At 65.5% G+C, this 16284-nt stretch carries 21 protein-coding genes and 1 pseudogene; 11 read left to right on the top strand and 11 right to left on the bottom strand.

The window, feature by feature from the left end; translation table 11 throughout:
* Nucleotides 1-40: 40 nt before the first annotated feature.
* The 7 genes from L6444_RS27945 to L6444_RS27915 all read left to right on the top strand — a co-directional run bounded on the left by L6444_RS27945 (nucleotide 41) and on the right by L6444_RS27915 (nucleotide 4108).
* Entirely contained in the window at nucleotides 41-229 is a 189-nt protein-coding gene (locus tag L6444_RS27945) for a hypothetical protein (protein ID WP_236978608.1), read from the top strand.
* A gap of 107 nt (nucleotides 230-336) precedes the next feature.
* Nucleotides 337-834, top strand: a complete 498-nt coding sequence (locus L6444_RS27940) for a hypothetical protein (protein WP_236978607.1) — start codon at nucleotides 337-339, stop codon at nucleotides 832-834.
* On the top strand, nucleotides 831-1319 hold the full coding sequence (locus L6444_RS27935) for a hypothetical protein (protein ID WP_236978606.1): 489 nt from the start codon (nucleotides 831-833) through the stop codon (nucleotides 1317-1319). Before L6444_RS27940 ends, L6444_RS27935 begins: the two co-directional genes overlap by 4 nt.
* Complete coding sequence (locus tag L6444_RS27930) at nucleotides 1316-1663, top strand: DUF2742 domain-containing protein (protein ID WP_236978605.1); 348 nt, start codon at nucleotides 1316-1318, stop codon at nucleotides 1661-1663. Before L6444_RS27935 ends, L6444_RS27930 begins: the two co-directional genes overlap by 4 nt.
* Nucleotides 1660-3444, top strand: a complete 1785-nt coding sequence (locus L6444_RS27925; protein ID WP_236978604.1) for an AAA family ATPase — start codon at nucleotides 1660-1662, stop codon at nucleotides 3442-3444. Before L6444_RS27930 ends, L6444_RS27925 begins: the two co-directional genes overlap by 4 nt.
* Nucleotides 3441-3755 (top strand): hypothetical protein, encoded by a 315-nt coding sequence (locus L6444_RS27920; RefSeq protein ID WP_236978603.1) that lies wholly within the window; start codon nucleotides 3441-3443, stop codon nucleotides 3753-3755. The genes L6444_RS27925 and L6444_RS27920 overlap by 4 nt, the downstream gene beginning before the upstream one ends.
* Nucleotides 3752-4108: a hypothetical protein gene (locus L6444_RS27915; protein ID WP_236978602.1), complete on the top strand. Its 357-nt coding sequence runs from the start codon at nucleotides 3752-3754 to the stop codon at nucleotides 4106-4108. Before L6444_RS27920 ends, L6444_RS27915 begins: the two co-directional genes overlap by 4 nt.
* Here the strand turns inward: L6444_RS27915 and istB are convergent.
* Entirely contained in the window at nucleotides 4084-4974 is an 891-nt protein-coding gene (istB, locus tag L6444_RS27910) for an IS21-like element helper ATPase IstB (protein WP_082275278.1), read from the bottom strand. The two genes, L6444_RS27915 and istB, sit on opposite strands and share 25 nt — an antisense overlap.
* Nucleotides 4971-6646, bottom strand: a pseudogene (gene istA, locus L6444_RS27905) (IS21 family transposase). Before istA ends, istB begins: the two are co-directional and overlap by 4 nt.
* A gap of 168 nt (nucleotides 6647-6814) precedes the next feature.
* Here istA and L6444_RS27900 point away from each other — a divergent pair.
* The 3 genes from L6444_RS27900 (at nucleotide 6815) to L6444_RS27890 (ending at nucleotide 8708) form a co-directional block, all read left to right on the top strand.
* Entirely contained in the window at nucleotides 6815-7228 is a 414-nt protein-coding gene (locus L6444_RS27900; protein WP_236978601.1) for a hypothetical protein, read from the top strand.
* Nucleotides 7225-7701 carry a hypothetical protein gene (locus L6444_RS27895; RefSeq protein WP_236978599.1) on the top strand — a complete coding sequence of 159 codons (477 nt, stop codon included), beginning with the start codon at nucleotides 7225-7227 and terminating at the stop codon, nucleotides 7699-7701. The genes L6444_RS27900 and L6444_RS27895 overlap by 4 nt, the downstream gene beginning before the upstream one ends.
* 170 nt (nucleotides 7702-7871) lie before the next feature.
* A complete protein-coding gene (locus L6444_RS27890) occupies nucleotides 7872-8708 on the top strand; it encodes a phage major capsid protein (protein WP_236978597.1) in 837 nt (278 codons plus the stop codon).
* 347 nt (nucleotides 8709-9055) lie between these two features.
* On the opposite strand, the gene L6444_RS27885 is transcribed toward L6444_RS27890, so the two are convergent.
* The 5 genes from L6444_RS27885 to L6444_RS27865 form a co-directional block, all read right to left on the bottom strand.
* Nucleotides 9056-9394, bottom strand: coding sequence for a type II toxin-antitoxin system PemK/MazF family toxin (locus tag L6444_RS27885; RefSeq protein ID WP_236978596.1), 339 nt, complete (start codon nucleotides 9392-9394; stop codon nucleotides 9056-9058).
* A gap of 42 nt (nucleotides 9395-9436) precedes the next feature.
* Nucleotides 9437-9754, bottom strand: coding sequence for a hypothetical protein (locus L6444_RS27880; protein ID WP_236978595.1), 318 nt, complete (start codon nucleotides 9752-9754; stop codon nucleotides 9437-9439).
* 162 nt (nucleotides 9755-9916) lie between these two features.
* Complete coding sequence (locus L6444_RS27875; protein ID WP_236978594.1) at nucleotides 9917-10147, bottom strand: hypothetical protein; 231 nt, start codon at nucleotides 10145-10147, stop codon at nucleotides 9917-9919.
* Entirely contained in the window at nucleotides 10144-10356 is a 213-nt protein-coding gene (locus tag L6444_RS27870; protein WP_236978593.1) for a hypothetical protein, read from the bottom strand. The genes L6444_RS27875 and L6444_RS27870 overlap by 4 nt, the downstream gene beginning before the upstream one ends.
* Nucleotides 10357-10593: 237 nt before the next feature.
* Entirely contained in the window at nucleotides 10594-12405 is a 1812-nt protein-coding gene (locus L6444_RS27865) for a hypothetical protein (protein WP_236978592.1), read from the bottom strand.
* Here L6444_RS27865 and L6444_RS27860 point away from each other — a divergent pair.
* The gene (locus tag L6444_RS27860) at nucleotides 12371-13315 is read left to right on the top strand and encodes an NAD-dependent epimerase/dehydratase family protein (protein WP_236978591.1); all 945 of its coding nucleotides are present in this window, start codon (nucleotides 12371-12373) and stop codon (nucleotides 13313-13315) included. The two genes, L6444_RS27865 and L6444_RS27860, sit on opposite strands and share 35 nt — an antisense overlap.
* A 12-nt stretch (nucleotides 13316-13327) precedes the next feature.
* On the opposite strand, the gene L6444_RS27855 is transcribed toward L6444_RS27860, so the two are convergent.
* From L6444_RS27855 to L6444_RS27840, 4 genes are read right to left on the bottom strand one after another with little or no spacing between them, the layout of a single operon-like run.
* Complete coding sequence (locus L6444_RS27855; RefSeq protein ID WP_236978590.1) at nucleotides 13328-13756, bottom strand: DUF2304 domain-containing protein; 429 nt, start codon at nucleotides 13754-13756, stop codon at nucleotides 13328-13330.
* Nucleotides 13753-14454: a glycosyltransferase family 2 protein gene (locus tag L6444_RS27850; RefSeq protein ID WP_370653205.1), complete on the bottom strand. Its 702-nt coding sequence runs from the start codon at nucleotides 14452-14454 to the stop codon at nucleotides 13753-13755. The genes L6444_RS27855 and L6444_RS27850 overlap by 4 nt, the downstream gene beginning before the upstream one ends.
* Before the next feature lie 53 nt (nucleotides 14455-14507).
* Nucleotides 14508-15770: a polysaccharide biosynthesis protein gene (locus L6444_RS27845; RefSeq protein ID WP_236978587.1), complete on the bottom strand. Its 1263-nt coding sequence runs from the start codon at nucleotides 15768-15770 to the stop codon at nucleotides 14508-14510.
* A 10-nt stretch (nucleotides 15771-15780) separates the two neighbouring features.
* A complete protein-coding gene (locus tag L6444_RS27840) occupies nucleotides 15781-16269 on the bottom strand; it encodes an inorganic diphosphatase (RefSeq protein WP_236978586.1) in 489 nt (162 codons plus the stop codon).
* Nucleotides 16270-16284: the final 15 nt, after the last annotated feature.

Below are 16284 nucleotides of genomic sequence, written 5' to 3'. Positions count from 1 at the left end.
CACGACAGTTTTTGTCGCGATCACGACATAAGGGAAGGCGATGAACAAGAACAACGACCATAGGCAAGTCGGACAACGACTCGGCGTGGGCCGCAGCGCGGTCTTCAATCTGTGGGCATCAGGGGAGCTCGAGTCGGTGACGATAGGCCGCCGACGCTTCTCTACCGACCGCCAGCTCGAGGAGTATCTGGCTCGCCTTGAACAGGCTAGCGGCGGTGACGCCGCCTAATGAACCCCTTCAATAGCGAAGCGGCCCCCGTAATCCCAGATGCGCCAACACCTGGCGGGAGCCGCTGCAACCCTCCATCCACCAGAGAACAGAAAGGCCCCATCATCATGACACAACCAATTGCCGACGACGACCCGTTCGCGGGCGCTCCTGAGCTCGTCCGCTGTGACCACTGCGGCCGATACGGCTGGCATGAAACGTCCCGCTGCCCAGAAGCCCCGCTGTCAGACCAGCTGCGCGCCGCGGCCGACGCCATTGAGAAGGTCAACGCGTGTTGCGAAACATGGTGCACCGACCCTGGTGACCACCCCGGTGACCCAGCGTGCTGGGGCGCCGACTACTACGTGAATCTGACCATGGAGGACGGCTACCCGCACGGTGCGCTGCCGGGCTTGGAGGGCCACTTCGACCCTCCGAGAATCGGTGTCAATCCCTACCGCCGTACGCCCGGCTGGCGCAGCTGCGTCTATCTGCATCTTTACCGTCCCAGTGAGAACAAATACCTCGACCTGGACATTAACTTGCAGGTGACCGCGGACGAGGCGCGCCAGCTCGCCGCTCACCTGATCGCAGTCGCTGATGAGATCGACGGCGGTGTGCGATGACCGGCCTCGAGGTCAAGCGGTTCGAACTACCGACGCTGCCCACACCGACATCCGGGGATAACCCGATCTTTCTGTGGGACACCTACGCCGAGGTGAGCGCTGAGGAAATCACGGCGGTCGTGCGCCGCTTCGCGTACTGGGACGAAAAGGACAACAAGCCAATGGAAGTCGGGTTCGAGGCCTACATCGACGGGTTGCCGGACACCTGCGGCGTCGCTGATGTCGTGGCCACCCATCCCGATGTGTTCTCTGACCTCGCTGCCGTGTCAGCGAATGTGGCCACGCTGTTGGAAGAATGCCGGTTCCTCGCCACTGGCGGTATCTGTCTGTTCTGCAACGACAGCAAGGAGGTCCGACTCACCACGGGCAGGTGGAATTACACCGCACCGTGCCCTGAGTGCGTCGGAGAGCAGGAGTTCCTCGCGGAGCGGATCGACGGCGACCACGTCATCATTGGCCCCGCCGTGAAGTGGCCTCCCCAGTGACCGACTCGCAAGAGGTAAGAGGCCGGCCCTTCGGGGCCGGTCCTCCACCATCCCAGCAGCGCGCCTGGTGGCCGGTCCACGAATTCCTCGAAGCCGTTGTACAGCAGGCGAACTACGGCCCCATCCCGGCCGCCGGTACACCGCCGTGGTGCGCCCTGGCCGACGGCGACCCCCGCAAGCTGCTGGCTGTGGCCATCGACGGCGAGCACCACGTGCTGCGCGTCGAGACCGCCCAGGAGGCAGCGGCCGATGCATCGAAAGCCGTTGCTGCAGCTGCGGACTGGCCGGCGGTCGCCCGCGAGATCCGCAGCCGCGCTGGGGCTTACATACGGAGGTCGGCTTGACGATCGAACACAGTCTCAAGCTCACGCGCCTCTCCGACGTCCAGGCGGAACGGGTCGAATGGTTGTGGCAGGACCGGCTTCCGCTGGGCAAGCCCGTCACCCTTGACGGAGACCCCGGCTTGGGTAAGTCCACACTGGCGCTCGACATGACCGCCACGGTCACGACCGGCGGGCAATGGCCGACTGGGGATATCTGTCAGCACCCCGGTGATGTTCTTCTGCTGTCAGCCGAGGACGGCCTGGCGGATACGACACGTCCACGACTGGATGCCGCCGGTGCTGACGTCGGTCGTGTTCATGCAATTGAAGGCAAGACGCTCATCGATCCCGAGAGCGGCGAACGCTACTTGCGTCCGTTGTCGTTGGCCGATGTTGTGGATCTTGACGCCGCAATGGCCGCCACCGACGCCCGGTTGTTGATCGTCGACGTTCTCATGGCGTTCCTTCCAGCCGGAACTGATGCGCACAAGGACCAAGACGTTCGCAGGGTTCTATCGGCGCTGGGCGCGGCCGCCGACCGCAACCGCTGCACTGTGCTCTTGCTGCGGCATCTGAATAAAGCCAAGGGCGGTGACCCGATGTATCGCGGTGGTGGGTCAATCGGAATCGTCGGTGCTGCCCGAGCCGGCCTGCTGGTGGCCGCGGACCCCAACAACCCGATGCAGCGGGTGCTGGCATGCGTGAAGTCCAACCTCGGCGTCATGCCGCAATCTCTGGCGTACCGCTTGGTCGATAGCCCAGAGCATGGCGTAGCCCATGTCGAGTGGCTCGGCACCACTCACCACGACGCACGGGGTTTGCTCGCTACGCCCGAATCCGAAGAGGACAGCGACGAACGGACCGCTGCCGAGAACTGGCTGCAGGACTACCTGACCGCGAACGGCCCTACGGCATCGAAGCGGGTGAAGAACGATGCCGCCAAGGAACGGTTCAGCGAGGCCACCCTCAAACGAGCAAAGAAGAAACTCGGCATCGAAGACCGCTCGTCAGGGTTCCCACGGACCTCGACGTGGTACCTGCCCAGTCAGCTCAGCGCACCCCCCGTCTCTCAAAAACGTGAGCCAACTGAGCCAACTGGGTCCGACCAGCACAAACACAATGAGCCGACTGGGCCGATTTCCCAGTCAGCTCACGCCGGGGAGAGTGAGCCGACTGCTGATCCAACTGTCAATTGCGCCGCGTGCGGGCAACGCCTGATCGCTCCCGATTCCGTCGAGCGTGGCTATTGCGAAGGGTGCCGACGGCAGCAGCAGCAAACCCGCGGCCGGATTACCGAGGCCACGGTCACAGACCTTGACTCTCGCAGGTCGCACGAACCTGCCAAGCCGAAGGTGTCGTGCCGGATCTGGTTCGACAACTACATTGCCGAGCTGCGCGCTGCCGGTCACACCACCATCGAATCGTTTGCTGTCCGCGAAGCCGGCGAACGGGCAGGGTTCAAGAAAGGCAGCATCGCCACAGCGGCGAGCGCCCATCCAGACGTCCGAGTTATCGAAGTCAAGGCCGGCGTCACCACCTGGTCGTTGACGGGCGACAGCGACGGCTACGTGACCGCCGGGGACTGGGTTCTCGCCTACATCGACGCCCTACCCGCTGGAACGGAAGTTCTCGATCCCGGCGCGCTGCAACAGGCTGCACAGGGCGCGGGTTACAGCTGGGACGCCGTTCGGCACGCCGCGGTCAAGTGCGACCGAGTCGACAGCCGCCCCGTGGTTGGCAACGCGAAAAATGCGCGGGTCTGGCACATCGTGGATCCCGCCGAAGAGGAGAACGCCGGATGAACGTGCAGTTGGCCGACTTGCTCGACGTAATCGCTGGGGCACCAAGCCTTCCCGGCGCTCGCTGCCGAGGCCGCCACCACCTCTTCGACGCGGCGGCACGTGGTGAGCATCCCGACGTCGTCACCCAGCGCCACACCCAGGCTGTCGGCCTCTGCCAACATTGCCCGGCGCTGGCCCACTGCGGTGACTGGCTCCAATCGCTACCAGCCAGGAAGCGCCCAGACGGCGTGATCGCCGGGCAGATCCGCAAACCCAAACCCGTCGGCAGACCAACTGCTAACACCGAACAACTGAAGGGAACGATGCAATGACCGACTACCCGGGTGACTGGAGCACCGAGCCGCCGCACCCCGACGACCCGCGCTTCGGCGACTGGTTGGATCCTTGGCGGCCGACAGCCGCGCAGCGAGCCCGCGCGATCGAGCTGCTGCGCCTGTACGTGTCTCGCAGCCACGATTTCAACCACGCCTTTGTGTTGTTCCACCGCGACATCAAATCTGAGGACAGCGGCCCGCAGATGCTCGTGGCGTTGCTCGAACACTTCGCCGTCACCGCCATCGGCGCCCAAGGTGAAGAGTTGACCATCGCTCGTCTGGCTGGCGACCTCGCCGCGGCCCGCGACGACATCCTGTCTCTATGTCAACCTGACTCAGGACCACTGTGACGGCTTGATTCGGGACCACCTCGGCGAGGAGGTGGTGGCTCAGGCGTCTTCGTAGGCTGTGATCGCGAGCTGCTACCGCGGGTATGGCTGAGCCGGTATGAGGTGGTGCCGGTTTCGATGATGGTGCCGTGGAAGGTGAGTCGGTCGACGATCGCGGCGCAGAGTCGGGGGTCGGTGAAGGTTTTGGTCCAGCCGGAGAAACTCTCGTTGGATGCGATGGCTACTGACGCCTTTTCCTCGCGTTCAGTGAGTACTTGGAACAGCAACTCCGCGCCCCGGCGGTCGAGTTCCATGTAGCCGAGTTCGTCGATACATAAAAGATCGACGCGGCCGTAGCGGGCGATCGTGCGGGCGAGTTGCTTTTCATCGGCGGCCTCGACGAGTTCGTTGACCAGTTTGGTCGCCAGTGTGTAGCGGACGCGGAAGCCTTGCTCGGCGGCGGCGGTGCCCACACCAATGAGCAGGTGGGACTTGCCGGTGCCCGAGTCGCCGATCAGGCAGAGCGGGTCGCCTCGGCGTATCCAATCGCCTTGGGCGACGGTATGTACGGTGGCGGCGTTGATGTTTGGGTTGGCGTCGAAATCGAAGTCGCCCAACCATTTCTGACGTGGAAACCCGGCCGCTGCGACTCGCCGCAAGGTGGATCGGCGGTCCCGGTCATCGCATTCGGCCAGGAGCAGTTCGGCGAGGAAGCCGTGGTAGGTGAGCTGTTCACGCTCGGCGACTTTCACTGCTTCGTCGATCACCGCACGCACGGTCGGCAACCGCAGGCGTCGGCATGCGGAATCGACGGCGGCTTGGGCCGCTTGTGGGGTCATCCCGCGTTGGCGGCGCAGGGTGTTGGTGACTTTCGTGGCCGTGCTCATGATCCAGTCGTTCCTTCCATTCCGTCACCGGGTGGCGGTGTTGGGGGTCTGCGTTGGAGCAGCTCGTCGTAGGCCGCGACGTCAGGCAGCGGCCGGGTGTCGGGTGGCAGGCCGGCGATCACGGTCGCTGGATCAGCCAGGCGGCGCTGGGTCAGACTGACGACCCGGTAATCGACGGTATTGGCATGGTTACCGGCGTGACGGTCTGATTCGAGACCACCACCGGCGGCATGCAGGCGTGCTTCGACCGCGACCACATCCGCTGAAACGGCACCGACCGACAGGGCGGCGTGGATCCCGGCGATCACATCGGTAGCGCGCATGCTGCGGTGCAGCAGCAGCACGTCGATTAGCGAGCGAGTCCCGCCAGCATCGCCGTCGACGCGGCGGGCCTGCTGCCAGAACGCCTCGTGCGCTGCGGTGAAAGTGCCGGCGGCGCGGGCCTGAGCAAGCGCGGTGGAGCCGGGCAACGCGCCGGGTTTGCAGTGCAACACCTCCAGATAGTGGTCGAGGTTGATCGATTGCCCGTTGCGGGTCGTGACGCGTTCATGGCGTGCGGCGATAGTGCGGCCGTCGAAGACGACCAACTCCGAGGCCCGCAGCGACACCCTGACTTTGCGTCCGATCAACCGGGCGGGAACCGAGTACTTCGCCGACCGCGCCGTGATCAGCGCCGACCGGTCCACCCGTGGATGCAGCACCAGCCCGGGTCGAACCGCTCGGCAGGCAGAGCGGCGAGATGTTCTCGTTCGGTCTGGAAGTCCTGGCCCACGGTGTGCAGCCGGCCGGTGACCCGCCGATGATCCTCACGTGCTTCGCAGCGGCGGATGTAGTCGTTGAGCTCTGACAGCGAGTCCACTTCCGGCATGGGCGTGAGCCAGGTGCGGCGGAAACGTCCGATCTCGCCCTCGACTCCGCCTTTCTCGTGGGCGCCTTTCACTCCCGGCTGGCAGTAGAACGGGTCGAACCCGTAGAACGATCTGAACAGCACCCACCGGTCGTTCTCGACCCTGCCCCGACCGCGGCCGAACACCACCGAGGTGACCGCAGACTTCAAGTTGTCGTAGCGGATATGGCGCACCGGGATGCCGCCGATCACGTCGAATGCTTCGATGTGGCCTTCGAGGAACGCCTCCTGCGACTGAGTCGCATACACCCGATGGACTGCCTTGCCGGACATCGACATTCGGAAAACGAACATGTAGCAGCGGGTTCTGACACCAGCGAGGATGACGTGAACCTCGCCGAAATCAACCTCAGCTTCAGCGCCGGGCGGGTGTTCCTGCGGCACGAACGCTTCCTGCGCCTGCTTACCGGACTCGGCGATGATCTCCGCACGACGGACCCGGACATAGTCACGCACCGACGAATACGACACATCCTCAACGCCGTGTTCATCGGCCAGACGATTGCAAATCCTTGTCGCAGTGTGGCGTTGCTTGCGGGGCGCATCCAGATCGGTCCGCAGCATCGCATCAATCGCAGGTTTGAGCGGGCCCAGTTTCGGCGACTCCCGCACCGGTGTCTTCCGCCTCGGCGGCTCCGGATTCGCCAACGCGTGCCGGACCGTATCCCGGCCAACCTTGTACTTACGAGCAAGCGCCCGAATACCCAAACCCTCGACCCGGGCGTCCCTACGTATCTGGGCGAACAGCTCCACACGACTTCCCATCCGGAACCCTCCGACAGCGAGCCAATAATCGACACGCCAACCGTCGAGGGTGGTCCTGAATCAAACCGTCACAACACACCGGTCTGAAAGAAGGTGGTCCTGAATCAGGCCGTCACACCGGTCCTGAATCAAACTGTCATAGCCAATCCTGCAAGAGCACGGTGCGCAATGACCGCAGACACGATCGGTCCCCAGCACGATCGCGCCGCCGCCGGCACCGACCCCCGCGGCTGGCTTGTCTTCGAGCATCTGCCTGACGATTTGCAGCGCGCCGAGGACGCCACCCAGGCCGCAGACCACCAACGGCAACAGTTCTCGGCGTTCAACCTGCCCGCCGTGTGGGGGACATCGGACCCCGCCGGACTGGCCGCCATCCAGGCCCGCGCCCGCCGCATCCTCACCGCCGCCGGCATGAGCAGCTGGCGCGTCAACGTGCGGCCAGCCACCGACGCCGAACGCACACTGCTCGAGCACCTCGGTCACGAGCTGCCAGCCGAACTCTTCACCGCCATCACCTATCCCAGTACCGGCACGCGGAACCGCCGCTGGCCACAACTCGAATCCCAGGAGGAATCAGCATGACCGACACACCCGACACCAGCCCAGGCGTCGACCACGGCGACGACAGCCTTGATCTCCCGCAGAACCTCGAAGCGGCGAAACGGCTGCGCAGCGAGAACCGCAACCTGCGCGAACGGCTCCGTACCCTCGAGTCCGACTACGAAGCCGCCGTCACCCGGTATGACGCGATGCAGATGAACGAGGTCCAGCGCGTCGCCGCCGAACACCTCATCGACCCGGCCGACATCTGGACCACCGGCAAGGACTTCTACGACGAGTACGGGATGCCGGACCCCGAGAAGATCGCCACCGCCGCCACCACACTGCTGACCGAGAAGCCGCACCTCGGCACGAATTACAAGCCGACGCCAGCACCGCCGAGTGACCGGCCCATCGAAGGACTGCGGCCCGGCGCCACGCCCTCGGATTACACGCCGGAGCCACAACCGACATGGTCTGAGGCAATCAGCTCTCGCGTCGGCCCGCTACGCTAAACTGACTGTGGTTGTAGGGCGTTGACCCCGAAGGGTGAGCGCCCCGCCACGACCAACACCGCCCTTGGAGGCGAACACCGCGAACCTGCTGGACAGGCCGCGAATCATTACGTGACAACCACTCACGTTCATTCACCGTGTTCGCTTGATACCCAAGGAAGATTCAACTAATGGCACTCACCACCAGCAGCGGCGCATCCATCCTCACCCCCGAGGAAGTCGGCGCCCTCGTCATCAGACCACTGATGGAAACCTCGGTCGCAGCCCAGGTTTCGACCGTCGTCCCCACCAACTCGCATGACTTCCGCGTCCCCATCGTCAGCGCGGACCCCACTGCGGCCTGGACCGCTGAAGGCGCTGAAATCACTGCCTCGGACCCGACCATCACCGAGGTCCTGGTCACGCCCAAGAAGTTGGCCGGGTTGACCGTCATCAGCAACGAGCTGGCCGCCGACTCCTCACCGGCCGCGCTGCAGGTTGTCGGCGACGGCCTGGTGCGCGACCTCAAACGCAAGCTCGACGCCGCCTACTTCGGCAACACCACCACCAACGGGCCGGCCGGGCTGCTGTCCCTGTCGTCCACCGTCATCGACGCCGGCGACACCTGGACCAACCTCGACTGGGCCGAGGCCGCGAAGTCCGCCGCCGAGACCGTGCACACCACACTCACGGCGTTCGTCGCCAGCCCCGCCACCGCGCTCGCACTGGCATCACTGAAAGAACTGACGACCGGTTCGAACAAGTCGCTGCTCGCCTCCGACCCGACACAGCCCACCAGTCGCGTCATCGCCGGCCTACCGCTCTACACCTCCCCAGCCGTCGCCGACGGCATCGTCTGGGGAATCCCGCAGAGCCACAGCATCATGGTCATACGCCAAGACGCCACCGTGGTCACCGACACCAGCGTCTACTTCACCTCCGACCGGGTAGCCGTGCGGTCCACACTGCGCATCGGGTTCGGCTTCACCTACCCAGCCGCAGTCATCAAGGTCAACACCACCCCGTAAAGACATGGCAGCGGCGGGCGTCAACCCGGCCCTTTCGCATTCGTTAGCCACCGGCAAGGGCACGCCACGACCCGGCTCCTAACCACGAGCGTGCACCTGCGCCACCGCTGCCACACCCTCGCTCCGCCGATCAGACCACGTCTGACCTGCGCTTTGTCACTATGGAGTGCAGGCAACCAGACTGGGCATCAGCACAAACGCAGATCAGGCGGCGGGGAAGCAGGGGGCCCCTGGGGGGGCAATCCCAAACCCGAATCGCCCGCGCCGACTAGGCATAGCGTCTCGGGTTCCATACGGGTTTTCGGGTTTCTGTTGCAACGATTTCGGGGCCCGCCGCGGCCCTGATGCTAAACCTGTCCGAGGTAGGAGAACAGGGAGACGTCGATTTGATCTAGTCGGGCAGGGTCGAGGTGCCCTGTGAAGTCCTCAAGGTGCTGCTTCTCGATGGATTGCAATGCCGGGACCCGCACCCAACATTTCTTCTGAACACCCGCTTCGCCGGAGCCGAGCGCGACGTCGAACTTCGTCTTCCACTTTGTCTGGCTCGAGATCGGGCACCCCGAGACAATGGGCCAATCACCGTCTGAATTGGTCTCGTCACCACTGAGGACTACGAAATACCGTCTTCCAGTGTGAATAACCCTGCGGAGCTGGCTGGGTAACAGGATCAGGATGTCGTCCGGCACGAAGTAGACGCCACCTCTGACAATCGGTGGTTTCGCCATGCCTCAGATGAGCCGATTGACCAGCTGCCGAAGCCAACCGAAGCTGCGCACCTCATCCACCAGACCGGACAGGTCGCCCTCGTTCTTCTGCTCGGGCATCTCTGCTTTCAGTTTGCGAAGGTACTCACGACGGTCTTCGACGGCGCTCTTGAGCTCGCCCGTCGCTTGCTGGATCTCTTCGTAGAAGTGCCTGGGTAGCAGGTGCACTCCGCCATGTTCATCTTGGAGCACAACAAACTCTTCCATGGGGTGCCCGCCCTGGACCACCAGCTGCGACTTCTTGTTCACCCGCACTACCTGCGGGTCATGAAGAGTGGTCATTCCGGCTTTCCGCTCAAGTTGGTCGTCATATCTTCGCAGAACCGAAACGTACAGGGCACACCCCAGTATGCCCGACCTGCTGGTGAGATGTGGGATATCAGTCCTGAAGCACTGAAATCTCCACTTCCTGAACTGATACCCGGCCGCTCTACTCGCTTGAAGCTATTCCTGGTCGAGCACGAACTGCCGGAGCGACTCGGGCCACGTCCACGCGTACTCCGGGTCTGCATCCCACCTGGTGCCTACCGGCCCGATGGGGCAGCGAGTGTCGATCAACGCCCTGGTGCCGTCCGCGTCGAGCCGGTGGTTTTCGGCGGCCTTCTTGACCCGTGATCGCTGATCGTCGTTGAGTCGGCCCCACCATTTGGTCACGTGCTCGTCGAGGCCACTCACAGCTGTACGCCCTTTTGAGCGGCCTCGAGCTTCTTCACCGCTTCGTATAGCGCGATTACCACTGACTCAGATTGCTTGCCGTAGTTCTTCGCCACGTCCCAGACGGCGGCCGAAATCGGCAAGTCGTCAGGACGCGGGCCAGGAAGGTAGTGCGGCGGCTGGCCGGAACCGCCGAATGTAGTGGTCTGAACGCTGATGTTGGTGCTCATGCGGGTGACTGTAATAGGAGGCACCGACAAAATAGACGGGTCTCCACTTTCCTGATACAAACGCCCCTAAATCACCCCGGATGCGCGGGCACGCTAGCGGACGGTGAATCGTGTATCACGTTGCGCTGCAATATCTTAGCGGACTCTCTTGAACGCTATCGTTCTACGTCAATATGTGAATAGGTCAGGAGTTCGATTCTCCTAGGCGGCTCCATCCATCAGGGGACCCGTCAGCTGTCAACTAGGCCGCGACGGGACCAGGAAACCGACCGGCCCGGAGGACAGGCACAGCGAGAGCGCGGCCGTATTGGCGCGCACCATGATCGCGTCTCCCGCCCCGGGCAGTCGGACGTAGACGGTATTGAGCCCCGGATGCACCGGCACCTTGACCTCGGGCCCCTCGGACAGCGCCAGCGTCATCGAGCCGTCGCTGTTACCCAGGTAGTGCAGTTCGACGGTCCAGTCGGCCGGCAATAGCGGACCGTCCAGCGCCATTCGTGCGGGATGATCCGGCTGGGTGAAGTATCCGCAGTTCCCGACCGGGCCCGGCTTGATGGTCCGCACCCAGGTGACCCGCGCCGGGACGAGCTGTCCCTTGCTGTTGAACATCTGCAGTTCGGTTGTCGCCGAGGCGAATTCGGGCCGATCCCGCACCAACGCGAAAAGGTGGCTGGCGAGGTTCTCCGGCCAGGCCACCCGCTGCAGCACCAGCGGGTCGACTTCCTGATCCAGCAGCGGCACAGTCGGATTCGTAATCGCCAGACCGGCGCGGGCATTGTTCAGGTAGGGCTCGGCCGGGTTGTCGCGCCAGGACGTCAGGAAGGTCGACGTCGAGTACAGGCTGCTGATCGAAAACAGCAGCACCGCAATGCTTGTCGCCACAGCCCGTGAGCGGGAGGCATCCAGCCAACCCGCCGATGGACGATTGGGCGCGGTGAATCCGACCGCGGCCAGCAACGCCAGCACCACCACCAAATCCGGGAAGTAGCGCAGCGTCTGGGCCAGTTCGAGTGCGGTGAACCGGGACGAGCGCATCAGATAGATCGGCACCTGGCACGCCACGGCATAGCCGGCCGCAGTCAACCAGACCGGCGCGATGCGCTGTTTGCGCAGCACCGAAACCGCAAGCACCGCAGCCAGAACCAGCCATCCGAGCGTCATCACCACCGGGCCGGGAGTTGCCCACGGCGAGGCCGGTGCCCACCGCGCCCACTGCCACGGCCCCCCGGCCAAACCCGGCACGATGCCATGGGTGACCGAGCGCCGCAGCAACGCCCACGTCATCGACAGGTCCGAGCTCCACCGCCGCTGATTCACCACCGCCAGGTACAGCGCCACCCAGCCGGCCGTCAGCGCCAGCGACGGCACCCACAATCGGATGCTGCCCCGCCACGCCGTCCGCACCGCCGCCCGGTCACCCGCCACATAGCTCAGCAGCGCGACTACCGCGAACGCGACGAACGGGATCACCGCGGCCTTCTCGAAGAACAGCAAGCCACCGAAATACGCCAGCAGCCCGGTGACTGCGTACCGCTGCCGCCCGGTGCGCGCCAGCAGCACCGCGTCGCCACACACCCAGGCCAGCGCCGCCAGCATCGGCAGCGAGTTCAGCGCCGCCGCCCACCACGCGAACCCCGGCACCCCCAGCGGGGTGAACAATGCGAACGTCAACGGGATCAGCAGCACCGGTCGCCAACCGAGGATCGCGTGCAACGCCCGCAGCAACGCCCCCGAGGCCAGCAGCTGCATGAGCACCAGGCTGATCGCCGGCCCGGTCCAGTTCAGCGGCGCCAGCCGGATGATCGCGCCCGCCACCAGAAAGGCGCCCGGCATCACGTGCCCGTCGTGGTCGTCGAACAGATACGACGGCGACAGCAGTCCCTGGGTGCCGGCGCGGCCGACCAGGATCAGGTCGTCCCAGTAGAAATAGCCGCGAAACGCCAGCACACCGCGGATCACCAGCTGCAACACGATCAGCGCCAGCGCCGCCGAGGCCACTCGGTATGGTGGGCCGGTGCGCGCACTGGTCACCGGGGCAGCCGGTTTCATCGGGTCGACGCTAGTCGACCGTCTTCTGGCCGACGGCCACACGGTGGTGGGTCTGGACAATTTCGCCACCGGCCGGGCGACCAACATCGAGCACCTTGCCGACCACCCGGCGTACGCGTTCGTCGAGGCCGACATCGTGACCGCGGACCTGGACGGCATCCTCGACCAGCACCGGCCCGAGGTGGTGTTCCACCTGGCCGCCCAGATCGACGTGCGGCATTCGGTGGCCAACCCGCAGTTCGACGCCTCGGTCAACGTGATCGGCACCATCCGGCTGGCCGAGGCGGCCCGCCGGGCCGAGGTGCGAAAGGTGGTGCACACCTCCTCAGGAGGCTCCATTTACGGTGTGCCGCCGCAGTATCCGACGCCAGAGACGGTGCCCACCGATCCGGCGTCGCCGTATGCTGCGGGCAAGGTGGCCGGCGAGATCTACCTGAACACCTTCCGGCATCTGTATGGACTGGACTGCTCGCACATCGCCCCGGCCAACGTGTACGGTCCGCGCCAGGACCCGCACGGGGAGGCCGGGGTGGTGGCGATCTTCGCCCAGGCGCTGCTGGAGGGCAAGCCCACCAAGGTGTTCGGCGACGGCTCCAACACCCGCGACTACGTGTTCGTCGACGACGTCGTCGACGCCTTCGTCAAGGCCGCCGGGGAGGCGGGCGGCGGGCAGCGCTTCAACGTCGGCACCGGCGTGGAAACCTCAGACCGGCAACTGCATTCGGCGGTGGCCGCGGCGGTCGGTGGTCCCGACGACCCGGAGTTCCACCCGCCGCGCCTCGGTGACCTGAAGCGCTCCTGCCTCGACATCGGTTTGGCGGCAAAGGTTTTGGGCTGGCGTCCGCAGGTGGAACTGGACGAGGGGGTGCGGCGCACGGTGGAGTACTTCCGGCACAAGCACACCGGCTGACCTGCCGGCCCATTACTCATGGCCCACTGTGAGTTTCGCGGCGGACACGCCGGGGAGCGTCGCAGGGTTCACTCTCGCGGGGTAAGGGCGGGGCGAAATCCGGGGTCGGATCGGGTTCCTGCGCGCCCTCAAGGCGATCGCCCGCGCCAGCCGCGCGTAGCGCAACTCCAGGTCCTTGAATCGCATGTAGGTGCTCAATGTGGTGAAGCTGAACGCCATGATCAGCGCGTACAGCATCAGGTCGGTGCCGCGGTTGACCCCGAACCAGTGCGCCACCACGGTGGTGTCGTCGGGGCGCAGCACGGCGTAGATGCCGAGCACCACGAACAGGACGTAGCCCACCTTGACCCAGGCTCGGGCGCGTGCGCTGCGGCGCGACCGCAGCAGGAAGACCAGCAGCGCGATGATCGAGCCGATCAGCAGCACCTTGATCCAGTTCATCGACGTATCCTCCCTCGCAAGAACCCGTCGAAGATGATGTTGACGCCGTTGAGCAGCGGCTGCCCCTTGGACTTGGAGTAGTCGGTGTAGAGCACCTCGACGGGCTCTTCGGCTACCCGCCAATGGTTTTCGGCGATCATCATGACGATCTCGGTGGCGTGGCTCATGCCGCTCATGGTGATGTTCAGGCCGTCGGCCACCGTCTTGTTGAACACCCGCAGACCGTTGTTGGTGTCGGTCAGGCCGAGCCGGCGGCCACGTCGGCTCAACCGCGCCGCGGTCTGCAGCACGATCCGCTTCAGCAGCGGGGGCCGGCTGGCGACGGACTGCCCGAACCGGGTCCCGATCACGACGTCGACGTCACCGCGCTTGAGCCGGTCGATCATCTTGGCGACGTCTTTGACCCGGTGCTGGCCGTCGGCGTCGAAGGTGGCGAACACCTGAGCCCCGGGTTGCCTGCGCGCATACTCGATGCCGGTCTGGATGGCCGCACCCTGGCCGAGGTTGATCGGATGACGCACCAGGTGCGCACCCGCCTGCCGGGCGACCTCACCGCTACCGTCGCTGCTGCCGTCGTCCACGACGACGACGTGATCGAATACCGAACGCAATTCGGCGACGACCTCGCCGATCACAGTGGCTTCGTTGTAGGCGGGAACGACGATCCAGGCGTCGGGGTAACGCGGTTGGGTGCCCATTTCTTCAGTGCCCATATACAAGCCCACAAGTTACACGCCGGAACAGGCCGTCATCAGCCGTGCGCGCGTCCGGCACGCCACAAGGCGAGCAGATGGACGCCGATTCCCACCAGCGGACCGCACAGCAAACCAACCACGGTGCGGGTCTCCAGCGCTAGCGGCAGCAGCAGCAACAGGCCCGACGCCACCGTGGCTGAAACCCAGCCCAGCGCGTACGCCCGATGGAGGGCGGCCGCGACCGCGGCCGCGCCGGTCAGGGTCAACAGCGCGATCGACACCGCAGCAGCCGTCAGCCAGGCCAGCAGCGCGCTGCTGGCCTGATAGTCCGGCCCGAACGCGAACCGCAGCAGCCAGGGGCCCACCAGGCCCGCCAGTAGCACCCCCGCCCCGCCGATACCGCTGATCAGCAGCGCCGGTGCAAGCAGGGCACGCAGCCGGTGGCCGCGCTCGTCGACGAAATGGGCGATCAGGTTGCCCTGCATGGCCGTCAGCGGCACCAACAGCGGCGCCCGGGTGAGCGTGACCGCCAGGATGACTACGCCGCCCTGGGCGCCCAGCTCACTCGAGGTGAGCTTGAGCAGCACCGGAAAGCCCATCACCAGGATTGCGCTGGCGCCGGCCGCGGTGATCGAGTGCGCGGCGCCGCGCAGGAACGTCGCGGTGCTGCCGGGGGTCAGCAGGCGCGCCGCCGCCCGTGCGGCGGGCGAGCCGGCCAGCATGATCAGCCAGGCCACCGAGCCGGTGACGGTCGCCCACAGGAAACCGGCCAGCCCCCAGCCGAGTACGAAGGTCGCCGCTGCCACCGTCACCCGGATGACGGCGTCGGTCACCATCAGCGCCCCGTACTGGCCCCACCGGTTGGTGCCGGCCAGCATTCCCTGCAGGGTGGAGTGCAGGCAGAACCCGGCCAGCCCGACGCTGAGCAGCACTACCGACAACCAGCGCTGCTCGACGAACACCCGCCCGCTCCACAGCGGCGAGGTCCCCGCGATCGCGGCGGCCGAGGCCAGGCCGACCAGCGCGGCGACCCGAATCGGATGTGTCCGGCGTGGCGGCAACGCATCCAGGTACTGCATGGCCCGGATCTCCCGGGTCGCCTCCTGCAGCAGGCCGCTGGCGGCGCCGGTGACCAGGCCGAATGCGCCCCAGAACACCCCGAATACGGAGAAGCCGCCCGGCGCGAGGTTGCGGGCGGCCAGATAGATCACGGCGTAGCCGCACAGCGCGGTCACCGCAGTCGCGGTGCCTACCCGCGCGACGCTGGCGCGCGCGATCGGTCCCGCCGACGCGCCGTGGGTGCTCGCGCCGTCCGTCACGGGTTAGGCGTCAGTGGCCGCTGGTCTTGAATCGCTCGACCGAACGCTGGACCTCGGCCTCGGCCTCGGCGCGGCCGACCCAGTCGGCGGCCTTGACGAACTTGCCCGGCTCCAGGTCCTTGTAGTGCACGAAGAAGTGCTTGATGGCCTCGAGTTCCCACTCCGGCACGTCGCCGACGTCCTGGATGTGGTCCCACCGCTTGTCGCCGGCCGGCACGCACAGCACCTTGTCGTCGCCGCCGGCCTCGTCGACCATCCGGAACATGCCCACCGGCCGTACCTCCACCAGCACCCCGGGGAACAACGGCTGCGGCAGCAACACCAGCGCGTCCAGCGGGTCGCCGTCCTCGCCGAGGGTTTCCTCGATGAAGCCGTAGTCGGCCGGATACGCCATCGGGGTGTAGAGGTAGCGGTCCAACCGCACGCGGCCGGTCTCGTGGTCGACCTCGTACTTGTTGCGCTGGCCCTTCGGGATTTCGATGGTCACGTCGAATTGCACGGATACACAGTAGTC

The organism is Mycobacterium kiyosense, from assembly GCA_021654635.1.
GTDB classification, from domain to species: Bacteria; Actinomycetota; Actinomycetes; order Mycobacteriales; family Mycobacteriaceae; genus Mycobacterium; species Mycobacterium kiyosense.
This window is presented reverse-complemented; position numbering and strand designations above follow the sequence as displayed.